We start from the raw sequence: 18,859 nt of genomic DNA on the forward strand, positions 1-18,859 counted from the left end.
TACCCATGACGGTCGTCCTGCTGCTCCTGACGCTGGTACCCCTGCTCCCCGCGCTCGCCGCGCTCGTCGCGCCGGTCCGCGTCACACAGGCGCTCACCGTCGTCTCCGGGGTCTGCTGCCTCGGGCTCGCGCTCGCTCTCGTACCGGAGGCGGGCAACCGCGATCTGCGTATCGGCTTTCTGCGCGCGGATGCCCTGTCCGCGGTGTTCGTGCTGGCCACCGCGTTCGTCTACGCGGCGTGTGCCGCGCACAGTGTCGGCTATCTGCGTCATGACGAGCGCGCCCGGGACTTCCCCCGCTACGCACGCCGCTTCTACCTCGGCTTCAACCTCTTCGCCTGGTCCATGCTGTGCGCGCCCCTGGTGAACGGGCTCGCGCTGCTGTGGATCGCGGTCGAGATCACCACCGTCGTCTCGGCGCTGCTCGTCGCCGTGGAGAACACCGAGGGCTCCACGGAAGCGGCCTGGAAGTATGTGCTGATCGCGTCGGTCGGTCTCGGGGTGGCCCTGCTGGCCACGATCTTCATGTACTACGCGGGCGCCCAGGTCCTGGGGCAGACCTACGACCTGGCGTTCGACCCGCTGCTGAGAGCCGCGGGCCGGCTGCCGCACACCGCCGTCCGGCTCTCGTTCGTACTCGCGGTCCTCGGTTTCGGCACCAAAGTGGGCCTGGTGCCGGTCCATACCTGGCTGCCGGACGCCCATGCGGAGGCGCCCACACCGGTCTCGGCCATGCTCTCCGGCTCTCTGCTCGCCATCAGTTTCTACGCGGTGCTGCGCTACTACCAGATCGCTGTCCCCGCTCTCGGTCCGCACTTCCCCCGGACCGTGCTGCTCGTCTTCGGGATCGCCTCACTGCTGCTGGCGGCGCTCTACCTGCTCGACCAGCACGACATCAAGCGCCTGCTGGCGTACTCGAGCGTCGAGCACATGGGCATCCTCAGCATCGGTGTCGGCTTCGGTGCCACCGTCGCATCGGCCGGTGTGCTGCTCCATGTGCTCGCGCACGCGGCGGCCAAGGGCAACGCCTTCATGGGCGCGGGGGCGCTCGTACGGAAGTACCGCACCAAGGAGATCGCCGGGCTCAGAGGAGGAGCACGGCTGCTGCCCTGGTCGGCTCCGCTGTTCCTGTCCGCGATCCTCGCCCTGTCCGCCATGCCGCCCTTCGGTATCTTCCGCAGCGAGTTCCAGATCGTGGCGGGCGGACTCGGGACCCGGCACTACGGGCCGGCGGCCGTGCTCGTCGTCCTGGTCACGGTCGCCTTCATGGGGCTTGCCGTAGCGGCGACCCGTATCGTCCTGTCCTCCGCCACGGCGGCGGACACGCCTCCGGTACGCGGCGAACCGAGTGCCTGGATGGTCGTACCCGTGATCGCCGGAGTGCTCGCCCTCCTGGTACTGGGGTTGCATCCGCCCACGGACCTGTCCCAGCTCCTCGGCCGGGGCGCTGCCGAACTGGGGGGTACGACATGACGGCGTCCGGGCAGGCGCCATCGGGCCGTTACCGCCGGCCGTCGCAGTGGCGGGCCGAGTTGCTGGCCCTTGTCGGAGGGGAGAGCCCCGCACGCTTCGCCGGTCTGTTCGGCTCGGCCGAGGACGGAGGCGGGGTGGCCCTTGCCGCGGTGCTCTTCCCTCAGGACGCCCAGGAGCCGCTGGTCCTGAGGACCCTGCTGCCGTCCGACGCTCTCTCCTACCCGTCCCTGAGCGCCGAACTGCCCGCCGCCTTCTGGTACGAGCGGGTGCTGCACGATCTGTTCGGTGTCACGCCCCTGGATCATCCACGCCTCGATCCACTGCTGCTGCCGCTCAAGGACCCCGCACACACGCCGCTGCCGGGCACCGCGCGCGATCCGGAACCGCTCGAACCCGATGAGAGCGCCATTCCGCGAGCGGTCGCCGGACCCGGCGTCTTCACGATTCCGCACGGTCCGGTCCGCTCGGGTGTGGTGGAGTCCGTCGAGTACCTGGTGGAGACCCCCGGCGAGGACATCCCACGCGTCCAGATCCGCGTCTTCCACAAACACCGCGGGGTCTCCAAACGCTTCGAGCAACTGCCGCCCCAGGAGGCGGTCCTGGTCGGCGAGCGGGTGGAGGGGGCCTCCTCCGTCGCCCACGCTCTGGCGTTCTGCCACGCCGTCGAGACCGTCGCCGGTCTCGACGTGCCCTGGCCGGCCCGGCTGGTCCGGTCCCTCCACGCCGAGCTGGAACGGATCGCCAACCACCTCGACACCATGGTCAAACTCACCGAGGCGGCCGGGCTCGCCGTCGCCACGGCACGCTTCGGCCTCCACAAGGAGCGCGTCCTTCGACTGACGGGGCAGTTGTGCGGCAGCCGCTTCGGTCGCGGTGTCGTGGTGCCGGGCGGCGTGCACGCACTGCCCGCGCTCGCTCCCCCGGCCCTGGACGGCGCACTCGCCGGCCTGCACCGGGCGATCGCGTCCGACTGGCGGGCGGCCATGGCCACCCCGTCCTTCCTGGACCGGCTGCGCGGTACGGGGCCGCTCTCGCCGGATCTCGCCAGAGCTCACGGTGCGCTGGGTCCGATCGGGAAGGCGTCCGGCTGCACGGCGGACGCCCGCTACGAACGCCCCTACGACGCCTATACCTCGCTCGGGCTCGGCCAGCCGCCCGACCAGGCCGACGGTGACGCCATGGCCCGCACCCATGTCCGCGGCGCGGAGATCGGCCAGTCGTTCCATCTGCTCGGCCAGGTCGTCGAGGAGCTGCGCGCGCTCCCCGCCGACGGTCTCCTGTGTCTCCCTGTGCCGGAGGACCTCACGGGGGAAGGCGTCGGCTGGGCCGAGGCGGCTCAGGGCGAGGTTCTCCATCTGCTGCGCTGCGACCGGGGGCGGGTCGTCAGATGCGTGCCGCGCTCCGCCTCGTTCCACAACCTCGTTCTCTTCCATGAGGTGTTCGCGGGCGACATCCTCACGGACTTCCCCTTCATCGAAGCGAGCTTCGGACTCTCCATCGCAGGGGTGGCGGTATAGATGCCCTGGTTCTGGCGCGGGTTGCGTGAAGGCGTCGTCACTACCGGATATCCCGGGAGGCACGACGCGTACGCGGACGGTTTTCCCGCAGCGGTGTCGGTACGTCAGCCCTCACCGGAATCGCCTCCCCTGACGGCGGACGAGGCCGCGGGCCTGTGCCCGACCGGGGCCATCGTGTCCGACGGCGCCGGTGCGGTCTCGCTCGACCGGGGGCTGTGCATCCAGTGCCTGCGCTGCACTCGGGCGCGCCCGGACCTCTTCGGGCCGCAGTACGGGACGGAGACGGCGGCCGTCTCACGCGCCTCTCTCGTCGTACCGGAATCGGGCGGGAGCGATACGGGCGAGAGCGATCCGGCACTCGAAACGCTGCGGAAGGAGCTGGCGGCCCGGACGGCCCGCTTCCGCCGCTCGCTCCACATCCGGCATGTCGACGCAGGGTCCGACGGAAGCGAGGAGTGGGAGATCGCCGCGCTCGTCAACCCCGTCTACGACATCCACCGGCTGGGCCTGTTCTTCACCGCCAGCCCCCGCCATGCGGACGTCCTGCTGGTCACAGGTGCCGGAACACGCGGTATGGCCGCTCCCCTGCGCCGAACCCACGAGGCCACCGCCCGGCCCGTCGTCGTCATCGCGGCCGGTACCGACGCCTGCGGCGGCGGGCTGTACGCCGACTCGTACGCCACACATGGCGGGCTCGCCGATCTGGTCGACGTGGACATCTGGGTACCGGGCTCGCCGCCCAGTCCCTTCTCCCTGCTGTATGCGCTGCTGCTGGCCACCGGCCGGCTCGCGGAGAGCGGAGCGACCTCGTGAAGGCGCTGATCACCCTGGGGCTGCTGCTGTTCGCAGGCGCCGCGGCGGCCGACTGCCTGGCCGGGCGCCACCTCCGCCGTGCGCGGCTCACCGCGGTGCCGTATCTGCTGTGTGCGGCGGGGTCCGGCTGCCTCGCCGCGGTCGGTGCCGGGGCGCTGCGTACCCCGGGCTCGCCTCCGTACCTCGGCTTCGGCGACTGGCTCGGATTCGGAACGAGCGGCCTTGAGGTGGACCGTCTGTCCGCGCTGTTCTGGCTGTTGACCTTCGCTGTCGCTGTCGCCGCATGCCTGACCGCCGCGGGGTGGGCGCCGGGCCGGGTGCACAGCCGTGGCCCGGCCGCCTACTGCGCGCTCGTCCTCGCCTCGGTGGCTGTCGTGGAGAGCGCCGACAACGCCTTCCTCTTCCTGTTCGCCTGGGAAGCGCTGACGCTGGGCTTCTATCTGCTGACCGCGTCCGAAGGCACCCACACCAACGCCTCGCTGGTGACTCTCGGCTTCGGCAAGGTCTCCGGAGCCGCCCTGCTCCTGGGCCTCCTGCTGCCCGCCACCCGCACCGGCAGCTTCCTGCTGGCCGACTTCAGCCGCTTCCCGCCGGGCTTTCCGCACGGCGCCGCCTGGACCCTCCTCGTCATCGCGTTCGCCGTCAAGGTCGGGCTCGCCCCCGTCCAGGTGTGGATGCCGCGCGGCTACTCGGCCGCACCGGCCGGGCTGCGGCCCGTCATGGCGGGTGTGGCCGTCAACGCGGGGTTCTACGGTCTGTGGCGCACCCTCGACCTGCTCGGGCGCCCGCCCGCCTGGCTCGCCGTCGCGCTCCTGCTCGTCGCGGCGCTCACCGCGCTCCTGGCCATCGCCCACGCAGCTGTTCAGGGGCGCCTCGAACGGGTTGTCGCCTACTCCAGTGTCGAGAACGCCGGACTGATCTGCGCGGGCTACGCGGTGGCGCTGGTCGGCGTGTGCGTGGACAGCGACCGGCTCACGGCGGCCGGTCTGATCGCGGCGACTCTCCAGACGGTCGCTCACGCGATCGCCAAGACCCTGCTGTTCGCCGGGGCGGCGGCCCTCGAATCGGACGCGGAGACCGGAGATCTGGAGCAGCTGCGCGGTACGGCCCGCCGACTGCGCTGGGCGGGTACGGCGGTCGCTGTGGGCTCCGTCACGCTGGCGGGGCTGCCGCCCACCGCCGGGTTCGTCTCCGAGTGGTTCCTGCTGGAGTCCCTGATGCAGCAGTTCCGGGTGGTGCATCTGCCGTACGCGCTCGCCCTCGCCGCGGCGGGCGCCCTGGTGGCGCTCACCGTCGGATTCGCCTCCGTCACCTTCGTACGCATCATCGGCATGACCGTCCTCGGTCCCCGCGACCGCGGACCGGCCCCGCGCGCACCCCGCAGCACGGACCTGGCCATGGCGGGCCGGTTCGGTGTGCTGATCCTCGCGGTCGGCGGCAGCGCGCTGGCCGCACTGACCCCGCTCGAACTCCGCCTCGCCATCCGGGGACTTCAGGACCTCGTACCGGCCCGTACCAGCGGCGGCGTCCTGAAGTCCCCGTGGGTCGTACAGCCCGTCTTCAAGGATTTCTCCGTGCCGTCACCCTCCTGGCTCTGGGTCTCGATGCCGCTGCTGCTGGCAGCCGTCGCCGTCCTGCTGCTCGGAGCCTCCCGCGGTGGCGCCCTGCGCGTACGGCGGACCCCCGCCTGGCGATCCGCCGGGGGCGGGGTGCACGGCGACGACCAGTACACCCCGTTCGGCTACGCCAACCCCACCCGCCGGGTGCTGGCTTCCGTACTGCGCACCCGGACCAGGGCCACCTCACCGTCCGCTGCGGCGGGGAAGCCTCCGCCAGGGGCCGGGGCTGCCGTCCCCACGGCCGTGACGGGCGGGGTCCTGGACTACTCCACCGATGTGGTCGAAGTGGTGGAAACCTATGCGTACCGGCCGTTCTACCGTCCCCTGCGTGCCCTGGTAGCCGCGTCCAAACGCCTCCAGTCCGGCCATCTGGACGCCTACCTCGCCTACATGCTGATCGTCCTGGTCGCTCTCCTGACAGTCGTGACCGGCCTGGCGTGAACCACGATCCCGTCCCATGTCCCGGCCAGAAGGACATGTCCCGGCCAGAAGGAGCAGAACCCCGCGATGTCCGCAGCCCCCGTCACTCCTTTCCACAGGATCCTCGTCGCCTGGGACGCCTCGCCCGCAGCCCGTACCGCACTCACCACCGCCATGGCCATCGCCCACGGCAAGGGCCTCGTCATCGCCAGAGCCGTTCTCACCCCGCCCCAGCACACCGAAACCGGCGGCGAGCAGAGCCGCGACCTCGGCTCCAGACGGGTCTGGCTCCAGGACCAGTTCGACCATGCCCTCGACACCAGCAGCCACCACGGCGCCCGGGTACGCCTCGAATGGGGAGAGAGCAACGACATCCCCACCGACTTGTGTGCCCACGCCGAACGCCATGGGTGCGACCTGATCGTCCTCGGACGCCACGGGGACGACAGCCGGTTGCGCACCGCGGGTCTCGGGCCGGTGGCGCAGGCCGTCAGCGCCCGCTCCGCGCTGCCCGTCCTGCTCGTCAGCACACCCCGCGGCGCCGAGCCGGGGCAGCCCTGAGAGGGATCGACCCGTGTGGCCCTGCGCTGTCGGGCCGGACCGGGACGGAGGGGCGCGGATGCCGGGTGTCCGGTGGAAGCACGGGCGGGGTCCGGTTCCGGTTCCGGGATCAGCGTTCGTATACGCCGGTCAGACGGCCGCGGTCGAGGACGGGCGCGGTGATCGCGGTCAGGAGGGCGCGGGGGCGTGCCCGGTCCACCGGCGTGGCGCCGGGGGCGCTCTCCACGGGGGCGGCGAGGGCGAAGAGCTGGAAGGTGTAGTGGTGTGGTCCGTGGCCCTTGATGGGCGCCGGGCCGTGGTAGCCGCGGCCGATGGTGGACCGCAGCACCCGTACACCGGTGGCCGGCTTCCGCGCACCGAGGGCGCCGGGGTCGAGCTGCCCGGTCGCCGGGTCGATCAGCGCGACACAGTGCGCGGCGGGTCTGGTCAGCGGGACGTCGATGTCCTCGACGACCAGCAGGAGTTGGGCGGTGCCGGGCGGCGGCGTGGTCCAGGCCAGGTGGGGCGACAGGTCGGCGCCGCCGATGTTCTTCGCGCAGTGCCGCAGCGGCAGGGCATCGCCGTCGCCGAAGTCCCGGCTGGTGAGTGCCAGCAGCTCGGGGCCCTGCAGGTGGGGGAGGTTCCACGCCGTGTGGGTCTCGCCCGCCCTGCGGTGGTGCAGGAGTCGTCCGACGAGGGTCATCGTGCTGCCTCCACCTTGGTGATGATCTCGTCGGTGGTGGCGGTCTCGCCGAGCTTGGGGAAGACGTGCCCGATGCTGTGACGGTGAGCGTCGGCGTCCGGGTCGCTCATGGCGTCGGTGGCGAGGACGACGTGGTAGCCGTGGTCGGAGGCCGAGCGTGCTGTCGACTCGACGCCCGCGCTGGTCGAGATACCGGCGAGCACGAGCTGGGTGACGCCCAGATCCCTGAGGAGGGTGTCGAGGCCGGTGTCGTGGAAGGCGCTGCGCCGCCGCTTGGTGATCAGGTGGTCGGTCGGCCGGACGTCGAGTTCGTCGACGAGGTCGGCCCAGCCGGCCGGCAGTGCGGCGATGCTGCGGGACCCTCCGGCCTCGGTACGTCCGGGGGCGCGTCCGGTGACGTTGACCAGGATCACGGGCAGGCCGTGCCGCCGGAACTCGGCGGCCAGCCGGGCCGCCTGTGCGACGACGGCACTGCCCGAACCCTCGGTGTGGGCCGAGACGATGCCCTGCTGCAGGTCGATCACGACGAGCGCGGGCACGGGGTCGATCGTTGTCAGTGTCATGGGGTTGTCTCTCCTGTGGAGGTGGGCCGGTTGCCGGGGTCGGCCGGTGTGGTGCGCTCAGCCGCTGCTGTACGTGTGCGGGCGTGCGAGGGGGTCACGGCGGGGGCCTCCCGCGGAGCCGGGGCGCTTGCGGTGGGTCCGGTACCGGCGCCGCGCAGCAGGGAGGCGATCGCCGCGAGGAGGGCGAGGGTGGCGCCGAAGGCGAAGACGACGACCAGGCCGGAGTGGAAGGGGCCGGAGATCAGTTTCGGGAAGAACTCGCTGCCGGTCAGGGCCTGTTGCTGCGCTGCGGTCAGATGGGCCAGGACGCCGCTGGGCTGCAGCAGGTGCTGGATCGGGTTGACGCCCAGCTGTGCGGCGAACAGGGACGAGACCGGAGGCAGGCCGCCGACCTGGGCGGCGACATGGGCCGGTACGCCCTGGTGCTGAAGTCCGCTGGTGAGGGTGTGCGGGAGGCTGTCGGCCAGCCCGGCGATCATGAGCGAGAAGGACACGCCGATGGAGACGGCGGTGCCGGAGTTCTGGAAGGTGGCACGCATGCCGGAGGCGACCCCGCGCAGGTGCGCGGGCACGCTGCCCATGATCGAGGAGGAGTTGGGAGAGGCGAACATGCCGCTGGCTATCCCGTTGAGCGCGATCAGCACCGCGAAGATCCAGTAACTGAAGTCGATCGGCAGCAGCATCAGCCCGAGGAAGCTGGCGCCGAAGAGCAGCGCGCCGCCGGTGGCAAGTCCCCGGGAGCCGAACCGGTCGGAGAGGTGGCCCGATATGGGGCCCGCGGCGAGGAATCCGGCGGTCAGCGGCAGCATGAAGATCCCGGCCCACAGGGGCGTGTCGCCGTAGTCGTAGCCGTGCAGGGGAAGCCAGATGCCCTGCAGCCAGATGATCAGCACGAACTGCATCCCGCCCCGGCCGATCGAGATGGCCAGGCCCGCCATGTTGCCGAAGGTGAAGGCCCGCCGGCGGAAGAGGTCCAGTTGGATCAGGGGCGCGGCGACACGTCTCTCGATGGCGATGAATGCCGCCAGAAGAACGAGTCCACCGGCGAGCATCGCGTCGACCAGCGGGTTGGTCCAGCCCATGGTGTGCCCGCCGTAAGGCTGCAGTCCGAAGGTGACCGCGATCAGGGCCGCGCTGAGGCCCACCGCGAAGGTGATGTTGCCCCACCAGTCGATCCGGCCGCCGCCGCGCTTCCCGGTCTCGCGCAGGGTGCGGTAGGCCCACAGCGTGAAGAACACGCCGACGGGCACATTCACCCAGAACACCGCCCGCCAGTCCCAGGCCGAGAGCAGTCCCCCGGCCACCAGGCCGATGAACATCCCGCCCAGCGCCGCGACCTGGTTGATGCCCAGCGCGAATCCGCGCTGCTCCTGCGGGAAGGCATCGGTCAGGATCGCGGCCGAGTTCGCGGTGAGCATCGAGCCGCCGACAGCCTGCACCACACGCCAGGCGATCAGCCACATCGCCCCATGGCCGCCGTCGAAGGGGTCGAAGGAGAGCAGGACCGAGGCGAAGGTGAAGACCGCGAAGCCGGAGTTGTAGATCCGTACCCGGCCGTACATGTCGCCCAGGCGGCCCACCGTGACCACCAGGACGGCCTGGACCAGCCGGTATCCCATGATCATCCACAGCAGGTAGGCGATATTGCCCGGAGCCAGCGGGTCCAGGTGCACACCGCGGAAGATCGCCGGCAGGGCGATCAGCACGATGGAGCCGTCCAGCGCGGACATGAAGACCGCGGCGGTCGTGTTGGTGAGCGCCGTCCACTTGTACCGGTCGTCACCGGCCGGGCGGGTGGAGCCGGGTGCGTCCGGCGGAGAGCCGGGTATGTCCGCAGGAGAGGCGGGTGTGTCCGGAGGATCTGCCATCAGCTTGGGTCCTCGTGGTTCCGTGTGGTTCCGTCGTGTCGGATGTGCTGTGTCAGATGTTCTGTGCCAGCCGCTCCAGCAGCGGCGCGGCCGCTGCGAGTTGCTCCAGCTCCGTGGGCGTGAACGCATCGCCGGCCAGGGCCCGGGCGATGAGTTCGGCCCGTGCGTTGCGCTTGTCCTTCAGCGCCTGGTGACCGGCCCCGGTCACCGTCAGCACCATGCGCCGCCCGTCGTCCGGGTCCGGACGGCGCTCGACCAGACCACGGGCCCGCAGCGTGCCGAGTGTCGCCCCCATCGCCTGTGCGGTGATCTGCACCTCCCGGGCCAGCGCCGATGAGGTGGTGGGGCCCGAGCGGTCCAGATGTGACAGGGCTGTCCGCTCGGGCATCGTGAGCCCGCCGTCGACCGGCACTTGGCGTACCCGCCGTACCAGCACGCTGAGGCTCGCCAGCAGGGCCGAGGCGACCGCGTCGGGGTCCAGGTCGTCGTTCATGTACTAAGGCTACTTTATCAAGCAGGCTTAGTACATACGCCGGAGCGCTGAGGGACTGTCGGACTGAGGAGCTGTCGGGCTGGGGGGGCAGTGGACTGGGGGGACAGTGGGTTGGGGGCAGTGGACTGGGGGGCAGGTGGCAGCCAAGCGTCCGCGGGGTGAGATGCTGGATGTCATCAATTGAAGACATCATCCGATGACAATGCCCGACAGCAGACAAGGTCCGCCCCGTGCACCCGATATCCGGCTCCACCCCCGCCCCCTGGCAACAGCGGGCCCTGGTCCCTGTACTGGTGTCCCTCGGCATGCTGGTCGCGATCATCAGCAGCCTCGGCGCCCCGCTGATCCCGACCATCGCCGCCGTGGACCATGTCTCGGTGGACGACGCCCAGTGGTCCCTCACCGTCACGATGCTGATCGGGGCCGTCGCCACTCCGGCCATGGGGCGGCTGGGAGACGGGCCCCACCGCCGGAGGGTGATCCTGACCGGGCTCGCCGTGGTGCTTCTCGGGAGCCTGCTGGCTGCTCTGCCGCTGGGGTTCGCCTGCCTCATCGCGGGGCGCGCGTTCCAGGGTGTGGGCATGGGTCTCGTTCCGCTCGCGATCGCCACCGCGCGCGACTCCGTACCGCCCGAGCGGGCCCGGTCTGCGCTGTCGACGCTCTCGCTCACCACGGCCGCCGGCGTCGGGATCGGCTACCCGGTCACCGGGCTACTCGCCCAGAGCCTCGGGATGTACGCGGGGTTCTGGTTCGCCGCGATCGCCACCACTCTGGCTCTCGGCGCCGCCGCCGTCGTACTCCCCACGCCTCCCCGGCGTCCGGCGCACCCCATGGACGTACCCGGGGCTCTGCTCCTGACGCTCGGTATGACCGGGCTGCTGTTCACCCTGACCCAGGGGGAGCACTGGGGCTGGGGATCTCCCCGGCTGGTGGTGCTCGGCGCCGTCTCGGTGCTGCTGCTGGCCGGCTGGGTGCTGCAGGAGCTGCGTACCGCCCATCCCCTGGTGAATCTGCGTCTGGTCCGTGACCGTACGGTCTTCGCGGCGCATCTGACCACCATGATGGGCGGCGTCGGGATGTATCTGCTGATCTCCCTCGTGACCCGGTATGTACAGACGCCGTCGGACGCCGGGTACGGCTTCGGGGCCTCCGTCGTCGTCACCGGCCTGATCCTGGTGCCGTTCTCGGCGGGCAGTCTGGTGGCCGGCCGCGTGGTGCGGATCCTGGTCCGCAACCAGCCGCCGGTCCGGCTGCTGCCCGTGAGCTGTCTGCTCTCCCTCGCGGCCCTGCTGACCTTCGTCTTCGCCCACGACGGCCTGTGGGAGGTGTTCGTGACGATGGCGCTGGCCGGACTCGGTGTCGGTGTCAACTTCGCGGTCACCCCGGGGCTCGTGGTCGGTGGCGTGCCCGCGCATGAGACAGGGAGCGCGATGAGTTTCAATCAGGTGGTGAAATACATCGGTTACTCGGCCGGCAGCGCGCTCAGCGCCGTGATCCTCCAGGCCGCCACCACGTCGGGGCAGGGCCTTCCCCCCGAGAGCGGATACCGTACGGCCGGGCTGACGGGGTGTGCGGTCTGGGCCGCGACCGCCGTGGTGGCGTACGTCCTGATCCGGACGGGTGCCCGCGCCGCCCGGGCAGGGATCCGGGGCGGCCGGTCCCCGGTCGTTGTCGACGGCGGCCCGGTCACGGACGGCGGTGGCCTCGTCGGGCGGACCGAGGTGGAGTTGTGAGCGGCGCGGCGCCGGGGCGCCGCCGCGACGCGGCCCGCAGCCGCGAGCTGCTGCTCACGGCGGCGAGTGAGCTCTTCGCCGAGCGGGGGTTCGACCGCACCACCATCCGCGACATCGGTGAGCGGGCCGGAGTGGACCCGGCGCTGATCGCACGCTACTTCGGCAGCAAGACCCTGCTCTACGTGGCCGCGCTCCACGCCGAGCAGGGCGGCACGGCGCCGGCCGACCTCCTCGACGAGCAGCGGCTGCGCGAGGTCTTCGACAGGACCGACCGGCGTGGTCCCGTCCCGCTGCTCCAGGTCGCCGTCCAGCCGCTGAGCGACCCGGCGGCCCAGGACGCCGCACGCGCGGCGCTGCACGCACGGCTGGTCGAGCCGCTGCACGAGCGCTTCGCCCGCGAAGGGGCTGAACAGCCCCGGCTGCGTGCCGAGTTGGTGACAGCTGCCGTGACGGGAATTCTGCTGGGGCGGCACTCCGGGGCCTTCGACGAACTGGCCGGGGCCTCCCCCGGTGATCTGGTCGCTCTGCTCCGCGGCACCTTCCTGAGCGAGGACTGAGCACCGGGCGCGGAGCGGGCTGCGCGGGGCAGGACGGGCGGGCAGAGGTGCGTCTTGACGACCCGCGAGCCGTTTCACGTACGGTCGTCGCGCCCGGGTCCGACCAGCAGCACAAGCTTTCCGCGTCCGTGGCCCTCCTCGCCGACGCGGTGCGCCTCCGCGACCCCGGTGAGCGGGAAGGTTCTTGCGACCGGGAGCGAGAACCGTCCGGCTTCGACCAGCTCGCCGATCCCGGCGAGCGCGTGGACGGCCCGGCCGTCGTCCCCCCGGCTGAACCTCACGCCGTGCTCCCGCGCACCGCCGAAGTCGGCGACCGTCACGACCTGCTCCGGCCCGCCCGCGAGGCCGATGAGTTCGGGCAGCACACCGCTCCCGGCGACATCGAGCGCCCTGTCGACACCCGCGGGCGCGAGCGCGCGTACCCGTTCGCCGAGCCCCTCCCCGTAGGCGACGGGCTCGGCACCGAGTGAGCGGAGGTAGGCGTGGTTCGCCGGGCCTCCCGTGCCGATGACACGTGCGCCGCGCGCCACGGCGAGCTGCACCGCGGCGCTGCCGACGCTTCCGGAGGCACCGTTGACGAGGAGCGTCTGCCCGGACCCGACGCCGAGTTGTCCGAGTGCGCGGGTGGCCGTCTCGACGGCGGACGGCAACGCGGCGGCGCCGGCGAAGCCGAGAGACGGCGGGACCGGCGCGTAGAAGGACAGCACCGCCAGCTCGGCCTGGGCCGCGCCTTGCGCGGAGAGGCCGAAGACGCGGTCGCCGACGGCCGTGTCCGTCACGCCCTCGCCCAGCTCGTCGACCACGCCCGCCGCCTCATGGCCCAGGGTCTGCGGGAGTTCCTGGTCCATCAGCCCCTTGCGCTTCTTCCAGTCACTCGCGTTGACACCTGCCGCCCGTACCGCGATCCGGACCTCTCCCGGCCCCGGACGGGGGTCGGGGAGGTCCACGATCTCCAGTACCTCGGGGCCTCCGAACCGGGTGAACCGGACTGCCTTCATCGGTCGCTCCGCTCTCGCACAGGGGTGCGTGCTCGCCGTGCCCCGGGCCATGCACGCCCGGCGCTACGCAGACCGTACGGGGTCGTCGCGGCCAGGGCCGGGCGTCCCTCGCTCAGCTGTGACCGCTGAGGACATCGGGCTCGCTCGACGGAGCGCGTTCGGGCGGCACATCGGTGACGTCCTCGGGGCGCAGCAGCGCGGAACCCGCCGTCTCCTTCAGGGACAGGGCGGCGATCAGGCCACCCGCGGCGAAGACCATCAGATACGGGCCGGGCACCAGCGTGCTTCCGGTGGCGGAGATGAGCACCGTCATCAGGTAGGGCACGGTGCCGGCGAACAGTGCCGCGGTGATGTTGTAGGCGATGGACAGTCCGCTCTGCCGGGTGCGGGTGGGGAAGATCTCCGCGGACCACACGGCGTAGGTGCCGAGGATCGCCGCCAGGATCACTCCGAGCAGCAGACCGGCGACCCAGGTTCCGGCGAGTCCGGTCCGCATCAGGAGGAAGGCCGGGGTGGAGCCGACCAGCAGGGCCGCCGTCGCCCCGACGAACACCGGTTTGCGTCCCACCCGGTCCGAGAGCCTGCCGAACAGCGGTACGAGCACCAGCCCCAGCAGTGAGATGGCGGTGGACAGCAGGGCGGCGCTGTCGGCCGAGTGGCCCAGGTTGTCGGTCTCGTAGGTGACCAGATAGGTCAGTACCGCGTAGAAGGGGACGTGCATGGCCGTCATCAGGCCCGCCGCCTGGAGCAGTTGGCGCTTGTGGGAGCGGAGCAGGTCCCGGGTGGGGGTGCGCGAGACGGTGTTGTTGGCTTCGAGCGCCCGGTACTCCGGGGTGTCCTCGATCTTGTTGCGGATGATGAAGCCGATGATGCCGAGCGGGCCGGAGACGAGGAAGGGGATGCGCCAGCCCCAGGAGGTGAGCTGGTGGTCGTCGAGTCCGGTGGAGAGCAGCAGGAAGACGAACGACCCGGCGAGGAATCCGAGCAGGGAGCCGACCTCCAGCCAGCTCACCCCGAATCCGCGCCGTCGTCGCGGCGCGCTCTCGGCGAGGAAGCTGGCCGCGCTGCCGAACTCGCCGCCCGCGGCGAAGCCCTGGACCAGACGGAGGGCCAGCAGGAGCAGCGGTGCGGCGATCCCTATCGACGCGTAGCCGGGCAGCAGTCCGATCGTCATGGTCGCGCCGGACATCATGAAGATGACCAGGGACAGGGTGCGCTTGCGGCCGATCCGGTCGCCGAGCGGCCCGAACACCAGGGCGCCGACGGGCCGGATGCCGAACGAGAGGGCGAACACGCCGAACACGGCGAGCAGCCCGGTCGTGCTGTCGCCGGCCGGGAAGAACACGGTCGCGACGGTCCCGGCGAGATAGGCGTAGGCAGCCCAGTCGAACCAGTGGACGAACACGCCGACGGCTCCCGCAGTGACGCTCCTGCGCAGCGAAACCGCGTCGGTGGCCACCTCGGTCTCGGTCGTCGTCGTGTCACCGGTGTTGCAGGGGGGCATGCGCGCCTCCTTGGGGGTGGGTGGAGAAGCCGGAGCTGTACGGGGGCCGCCGGCGCGGTGCCCGGAGCGCGGGCGGACCGCGGTGCGGGCGGGCCGGCCGGAGGGCGGGGCTGGCGGGCTCGCGGGACCGGGCTTCGGTCAGCGGCTCGCGTTCTCGTACCGGGGCCGGGTGCGGGGCTCCCGTAAGGGCTGCCGTCGTGACCGCGGGCCCGTCCACGGAACGTGAACGGGCCGCGTGGCCGGGGCGGCGGCCGACCCCGTCACCCCGCTGCTCCTGCCGTCGCGCGGTCCAGTCCGGTCCAGGCCAGTGCGACCGCCCCGTCGAGCAGTGCCCGCTGCGCGGTTCCGCCGACGCAGTACGCGGCGAACTCGTGCTGGTGGTTGGTGGCGGGCAGGGAGCCGATGCCGATGTAGGGGTGGATGGCCGGCACCACCTGCGAGACGTTGCCCATGTCGGTGGAGGCGCGGTTCATCCGCGCGGCCTGGCCGGTCGGGGCGAACTCCCGCCCCAGGGCGAGGGCGTTCGCACGGTAGTGCCCGAGGGCGGTCTCGTCCGTGCGGAACTCCGCGTACGGCCTGCTCTCCGGTTCGATCTCCAGCTCGCAGCCCGTCGCGAGCGCGCCGGCCTCGAAGGCCCGCATGACGCGGGGCTCCAGCTCGGCCAGTTCGGCGAGCGTCTCGGCCCTGACGTACCAGCGTCCCGTCGTGCGCTCCGGTATGGCGTTCGGGGCGTCCCCCGCGTGCGTCACCACGCCGTGCACCCTGGCCGATGCCGGCAGCTGCTGGCGCAGCAGCCCGATGGCGACCTGGGCGACGGTGAAGGCGTCGGCGGCGTTGATCCCGGCCTCCGGGTAGGCGGCGGCGTGCGCGGACTTCCCGGTGTAGGAGATCTTGGAGTGGCTGACCGCGAACGGGCGTGCCTCGGCGACGTCGACCGGCCCCGGATGCACCATCATCGCGAGGTCGACCCCGGCGAAGGCTCCGCGGTCCAGCAGCTCGATCTTTCCGCCGCCGCCCTCTTCGGCCGGGGTGCCGTAGACCTCCACGGTGAGCCCGGCCTCGTCGGCGACGGAGGCCAGGCCGAGCGCGGCGCCGACCGAGCTCGCCGCGATGAGGTTGTGCCCGCAGGCGTGCCCGAGGCCGGGCAGTGCGTCGTACTCGGCGCACAGGGCGATCCGGACGGGCCCGCTGCCGAACCGGGCGTGGAAGGCGGTGTCCAGGCCCAGGTAGGAGGCGGTGACATCGAATCCGGCGCGGTCCAGCAGCTCGGGTACGGCGGCGGCCGCCCGGTGTTCCTCCCAGGCGGTCTCCGGGTCGGCGTGCAGCCGTTCGGAGAGGCCGGTCAGTGCGTCGGCGTGCCGGTCGACCGTCTGCCGGGCCGCCTCCTTCGGGCCGCCCCTCACAGGTCGCCCGGAACGCCGTAGGAGGGAGCGGAGGCGGGGTCGAGCCCGCGCCGCACATAGTCGTCGCGCTGTGGCAGCCAGATGTCGACGAGTTCGCCGAGCCGGTCCACGGGGTCTTCGGCCCAGTCCACCCGCAGGTCGGTCACCCGCCAGCCGGCGTCCGCGACGACCGCCAGTCCCGCCGAGTACACCGGGCCCTCCTCGCCGCCGGCCACGACGGCGGCCTTCATCGCGGCCATCAGACGCTCTTCGAGCTCCCCGGTGGCCGAGGCCCAGGTGTCGATGAGGACCCCGGGGATGTGCTCGCCCGACAGCATGTTGCCGGCCGCGACCGCGCCGTCCGCGGTGGCCGACGCATGGGTGCCGAGCGTGTGCGGGCCGCTGTAGGCGCATCCGGGACCGGTGCGGCCGACCACGGTCAACTGACGGTAGGCGATGGTCTTCGCGTGGCGCGCCGCGCCTGTGACGTCGGACAGGGCGCGTTCCGCGTCGCCGTGCTCCGCCAGCCCCGCCAGCAGCTCCGTGCCGATCATGGGGTCGGTGATGTTCTGCGAGGCCGCCGCACCGGTTCCGGGCCGCAGATGTGCGACCCGGGCGGCGACCGCCGGACTCGACGAGCTGACCGCGATACCGAACCGGTCACCGTCGCGTACCACCAGGGAGAACGTCATGCCCGCTCCTCCTCGGGGATCACGGCGATCGCGTCGATCTCGCACAGCCACTCCGTACGGGCCAGGGCCGACACCACCAGGCCGGTGGAGATCGGGTGGACGCCCTTGGTCCAGCGGCCCACGGTGCGGTAGACGGCCTCGCGGTAACGGGGGTCGATCAGATAGATCGTCAGCTTGACCAGGTGTTCCATCCGGCTGCCGGCCTCTTCCAGCAGCATCTTGATGTTGGCCATGGCCTGCTCGGCCTGCGCCTCGGCGTCGCCGATGCCCACGGACTCGCTGGTGTCGAGGTCCTGGCCGATCTGGCCCCGGACGTACACCGTGCGCCCGGCGACGACGGCCTGGCAGAGGTCGTTGTCGAGGTTCTGCTCGGGATAGGTGTCACGGGTGTTGAACGGACGGATCCGGGTGTGCCCGCCCGTGACGATCGGGGCTTTCACCTGGCGTCCCTCGCTCGTGGAGGTCATGGTCTGCTCCTCAGTTCTTCCGGGCCGCGGGCACGGCGCCGGGCCGGTCGTCGGTGGCGGGCCGGTCGTCGGTGGCGTACGAGAGGTACCTCAGCTGGGTCCTGATGTGATCGGCGACGTACCGGGCGTCGTGCCAGACACCCCAGATGAAGCTCGACCCGCGGCGGGACAGCCAGGGCAGGCCGAGGAAGTAGACGCCGGGCTCGGAGGAGAGCCCCCGGCGCTGCTTCGGGCGGCCCTTCTCGTCGAACGCGTCGACGTCGAGCCAGCTGTAGTCGGTGGCGAAGCCGGTGGCCCAGACGATCGAGGTGACGCCGGCCTCCGCCAGGTCGAGTTCCGCGCGGGGGGTGGCCACGCACTCCGGGTCGGGGCCGAGGACGTGGGCCTCCGGCTCCTCCGGGAGGTCCAGCCCGTTGCGCGCGACATACTCGTCGGCGGCCTTGAGCAGGCCGAGGTACTTGGCGTCGCCGAGCGCGATGTTCGTGGCGAGGTCCGGCGCGAAGCGCAGTACGCCCTTGTCGAAGCCGGCGGTCATGCCCACGAGTTCGATACCGGTGCCGGCCAGCGCACGGAAGTCCACGGTGTGCCCGCCACGCGCACCGCTGACCGCGATGGTGACATGCTCGGCGCCCTGGGGAGGCGTCTCCGCGTCCCACAGCCCGAGCACACCCAGCCACCAGCAGAAGTCACGGCCGCGGTACTCGCGGGGAGGACGGTCGTGCGGTCCGACGGAGAGAAAGACCTGCCGCCCGGACCGGCGCAGCTCGTCGGCGATCTGCACACCCGACGAGCCGGCTCCGACCACGAGGACCGCGCCTTCGGGCAGTTGCTCCGGATTGCGGTATCCGCTGGAGTGCAGCTGTACGGGGACGGCACCGTCCGGGACGATGGGCGGGATCACGGGCCGCTGGAACGGTCCGGTCGCCGCCACGACGAAGCGCGCGTCGATGGAGCCCTCCGACGTCTCGACCCGGAAGCCCGGCCGGCCGGAGTGCTTGCGCACCGACGTCACCTCCACACCGCACCGGACCGGGGCACCGATCTTCTCGGCGTACGCGACGAAGTAGTCGGCGACCTGCTCCTTCGAGGCGAATGCCTCAGGGGCGAGGCCGGGGAATTCCAGCCCCGGGAACCGGTCGTGCCACGCGGGCCCGTTCGCGACCAGGGAGTCCCACCGCTCCGAGCGCCACCGCTCGGCGATCCGGTGCCGCTCCAGGACGATGTGCGGCACTCCCTGAGCTCCCAGGTGCTCGCTCATCGCCACGCCTGCCTGGCCTGCCCCGACGACGACCACGTCCGTCAGTTCACTCTGCTCACTCTGCATTTCAGCCTCCCCTCAGGCGGTAGTTCCCTGGTGGTTGTCGCGTTGACTGCGCTACCGCACGAGACATCCTCAAACGGGCCCGAAACTCTGTCCAACAGATGTTTCCGTTGCACGCCATCTGATTTTCAGATACGGATGCGCGTGCCCGGCGGAGGGCTGAGGTGCGGGAAAGGGCAGGGAGGCAGGGGGCGGGG

The 18,859-nt window shown here is 71.6% G+C and carries 17 protein-coding genes; 7 read left to right on the forward strand and 10 right to left on the reverse strand.

The window, feature by feature from the left end; genetic code table 11:
• Positions 1-5: 5 nt before the first annotated feature.
• The 5 genes from ACWGKJ_RS10690 (at position 6) to ACWGKJ_RS10710 (ending at position 6,402) form a co-directional block, all read left to right on the forward strand.
• On the forward strand, positions 6-1,472 hold the full coding sequence (locus tag ACWGKJ_RS10690) for a proton-conducting transporter transmembrane domain-containing protein (protein ID WP_385018480.1): 1,467 nt from the start codon (positions 6-8) through the stop codon (positions 1,470-1,472).
• Entirely contained in the window at positions 1,469-2,989 is a 1,521-nt protein-coding gene (locus tag ACWGKJ_RS10695; RefSeq protein WP_453315708.1) for a hydrogenase large subunit, read from the forward strand. Before ACWGKJ_RS10690 ends, ACWGKJ_RS10695 begins: the two co-directional genes overlap by 4 nt.
• Positions 2,990-3,802, forward strand: coding sequence for an NADH-quinone oxidoreductase subunit B family protein (locus ACWGKJ_RS10700; RefSeq protein ID WP_385018486.1), 813 nt, complete (start codon positions 2,990-2,992; stop codon positions 3,800-3,802).
• Positions 3,799-5,862, forward strand: coding sequence for a proton-conducting transporter transmembrane domain-containing protein (locus tag ACWGKJ_RS10705; RefSeq protein WP_385018488.1), 2,064 nt, complete (start codon positions 3,799-3,801; stop codon positions 5,860-5,862). The genes ACWGKJ_RS10700 and ACWGKJ_RS10705 overlap by 4 nt, the downstream gene beginning before the upstream one ends.
• A 66-nt stretch (positions 5,863-5,928) precedes the next feature.
• The gene (locus ACWGKJ_RS10710) at positions 5,929-6,402 is read left to right on the forward strand and encodes a universal stress protein (RefSeq protein ID WP_385018490.1); all 474 of its coding nucleotides are present in this window, start codon (positions 5,929-5,931) and stop codon (positions 6,400-6,402) included.
• A gap of 109 nt (positions 6,403-6,511) precedes the next feature.
• On the opposite strand, the gene ACWGKJ_RS10715 is transcribed toward ACWGKJ_RS10710, so the two are convergent.
• From ACWGKJ_RS10715 to ACWGKJ_RS10730, 4 genes are read right to left on the reverse strand one after another with little or no spacing between them, the layout of a single operon-like run.
• Positions 6,512-7,084, reverse strand: coding sequence for a YbhB/YbcL family Raf kinase inhibitor-like protein (locus tag ACWGKJ_RS10715; RefSeq protein WP_385018492.1), 573 nt, complete (start codon positions 7,082-7,084; stop codon positions 6,512-6,514).
• On the reverse strand, positions 7,081-7,647 hold the full coding sequence (locus ACWGKJ_RS10720; protein ID WP_385018494.1) for an isochorismatase family protein: 567 nt from the start codon (positions 7,645-7,647) through the stop codon (positions 7,081-7,083). The genes ACWGKJ_RS10715 and ACWGKJ_RS10720 overlap by 4 nt, the downstream gene beginning before the upstream one ends.
• Positions 7,644-9,515: an MFS transporter gene (locus tag ACWGKJ_RS10725; RefSeq protein WP_385018496.1), complete on the reverse strand. Its 1,872-nt coding sequence runs from the start codon at positions 9,513-9,515 to the stop codon at positions 7,644-7,646. The genes ACWGKJ_RS10720 and ACWGKJ_RS10725 overlap by 4 nt, the downstream gene beginning before the upstream one ends.
• A gap of 52 nt (positions 9,516-9,567) precedes the next feature.
• The gene (locus tag ACWGKJ_RS10730; protein ID WP_385018498.1) at positions 9,568-10,008 is read right to left on the reverse strand and encodes a MarR family winged helix-turn-helix transcriptional regulator; all 441 of its coding nucleotides are present in this window, start codon (positions 10,006-10,008) and stop codon (positions 9,568-9,570) included.
• A 230-nt stretch (positions 10,009-10,238) separates the two neighbouring features.
• Between ACWGKJ_RS10730 and ACWGKJ_RS10735 the strand changes: the two genes are divergently transcribed.
• Positions 10,239-11,741: an MFS transporter gene (locus ACWGKJ_RS10735; protein ID WP_385018500.1), complete on the forward strand. Its 1,503-nt coding sequence runs from the start codon at positions 10,239-10,241 to the stop codon at positions 11,739-11,741.
• Entirely contained in the window at positions 11,738-12,298 is a 561-nt protein-coding gene (locus ACWGKJ_RS10740) for a TetR/AcrR family transcriptional regulator (RefSeq protein WP_385018502.1), read from the forward strand. The genes ACWGKJ_RS10735 and ACWGKJ_RS10740 overlap by 4 nt, the downstream gene beginning before the upstream one ends.
• A 74-nt stretch (positions 12,299-12,372) precedes the next feature.
• Here ACWGKJ_RS10740 and ACWGKJ_RS10745 read toward each other — a convergent pair whose 3' ends face one another.
• The 6 genes from ACWGKJ_RS10745 to ACWGKJ_RS10770 all read right to left on the reverse strand — a co-directional run bounded on the left by ACWGKJ_RS10745 (position 12,373) and on the right by ACWGKJ_RS10770 (position 18,665).
• Positions 12,373-13,296, reverse strand: a complete 924-nt coding sequence (locus tag ACWGKJ_RS10745) for an NADP-dependent oxidoreductase (RefSeq protein WP_385018504.1) — start codon at positions 13,294-13,296, stop codon at positions 12,373-12,375.
• Positions 13,297-13,408: 112 nt separating this feature from the next.
• Positions 13,409-14,800: an MFS transporter gene (locus tag ACWGKJ_RS10750; protein ID WP_385018506.1), complete on the reverse strand. Its 1,392-nt coding sequence runs from the start codon at positions 14,798-14,800 to the stop codon at positions 13,409-13,411.
• Positions 14,801-15,060: 260 nt separating this feature from the next.
• A complete protein-coding gene (locus ACWGKJ_RS10755; RefSeq protein WP_385018509.1) occupies positions 15,061-16,203 on the reverse strand; it encodes a M20 family metallopeptidase in 1,143 nt (380 codons plus the stop codon).
• Positions 16,200-16,874 (reverse strand): DUF1028 domain-containing protein, encoded by a 675-nt coding sequence (locus ACWGKJ_RS10760; protein WP_385018511.1) that lies wholly within the window; start codon positions 16,872-16,874, stop codon positions 16,200-16,202. Before ACWGKJ_RS10760 ends, ACWGKJ_RS10755 begins: the two co-directional genes overlap by 4 nt.
• On the reverse strand, positions 16,871-17,341 hold the full coding sequence (locus ACWGKJ_RS10765) for a RidA family protein (protein WP_385018513.1): 471 nt from the start codon (positions 17,339-17,341) through the stop codon (positions 16,871-16,873). Before ACWGKJ_RS10765 ends, ACWGKJ_RS10760 begins: the two co-directional genes overlap by 4 nt.
• 10 nt (positions 17,342-17,351) lie before the next feature.
• Positions 17,352-18,665: a flavin-containing monooxygenase gene (locus ACWGKJ_RS10770; RefSeq protein WP_385018515.1), complete on the reverse strand. Its 1,314-nt coding sequence runs from the start codon at positions 18,663-18,665 to the stop codon at positions 17,352-17,354.
• Between the last annotated feature and the right edge of the window lie 194 nt (positions 18,666-18,859).

Source organism: Streptomyces sp. NPDC054757, assembly GCF_053612185.1.

What these genes read in the sequence shown, in the direction of transcription:
- ACWGKJ_RS10715 (WP_385018492.1), bottom strand. Translation starts at nt 7,084, where the DNA reads ATGACCCTCGTCGGACGACTCCTGCACCACCGCAGGGCGGGCGAGACC.
- ACWGKJ_RS10750 (WP_385018506.1), bottom strand. Translation starts at nt 14,800, where the DNA reads ATGCCCCCCTGCAACACCGGTGACACGACGACGACCGAGACCGAGGTG.
- ACWGKJ_RS10765 (WP_385018513.1), bottom strand. Translation starts at nt 17,341, where the DNA reads ATGACCTCCACGAGCGAGGGACGCCAGGTGAAAGCCCCGATCGTCACG.
- ACWGKJ_RS10710 (WP_385018490.1), top strand. Translation starts at nt 5,929, where the DNA reads ATGTCCGCAGCCCCCGTCACTCCTTTCCACAGGATCCTCGTCGCCTGG.
- ACWGKJ_RS10725 (WP_385018496.1), bottom strand. Translation starts at nt 9,515, where the DNA reads ATGGCAGATCCTCCGGACACACCCGCCTCTCCTGCGGACATACCCGGC.
- ACWGKJ_RS10700 (WP_385018486.1), top strand. Translation starts at nt 2,990, where the DNA reads ATGCCCTGGTTCTGGCGCGGGTTGCGTGAAGGCGTCGTCACTACCGGA.
- ACWGKJ_RS10730 (WP_385018498.1), bottom strand. Translation starts at nt 10,008, where the DNA reads ATGAACGACGACCTGGACCCCGACGCGGTCGCCTCGGCCCTGCTGGCG.
- ACWGKJ_RS10770 (WP_385018515.1), bottom strand. Translation starts at nt 18,665, where the DNA reads ATGCAGAGTGAGCAGAGTGAACTGACGGACGTGGTCGTCGTCGGGGCA.
- ACWGKJ_RS10745 (WP_385018504.1), bottom strand. Translation starts at nt 13,296, where the DNA reads ATGAAGGCAGTCCGGTTCACCCGGTTCGGAGGCCCCGAGGTACTGGAG.
- ACWGKJ_RS10695 (WP_453315708.1), top strand. Translation starts at nt 1,469, where the DNA reads ATGACGGCGTCCGGGCAGGCGCCATCGGGCCGTTACCGCCGGCCGTCG.
- ACWGKJ_RS10720 (WP_385018494.1), bottom strand. Translation starts at nt 7,647, where the DNA reads ATGACACTGACAACGATCGACCCCGTGCCCGCGCTCGTCGTGATCGAC.
- ACWGKJ_RS10760 (WP_385018511.1), bottom strand. Translation starts at nt 16,874, where the DNA reads ATGACGTTCTCCCTGGTGGTACGCGACGGTGACCGGTTCGGTATCGCG.
- ACWGKJ_RS10690 (WP_385018480.1), top strand. Translation starts at nt 6, where the DNA reads ATGACGGTCGTCCTGCTGCTCCTGACGCTGGTACCCCTGCTCCCCGCG.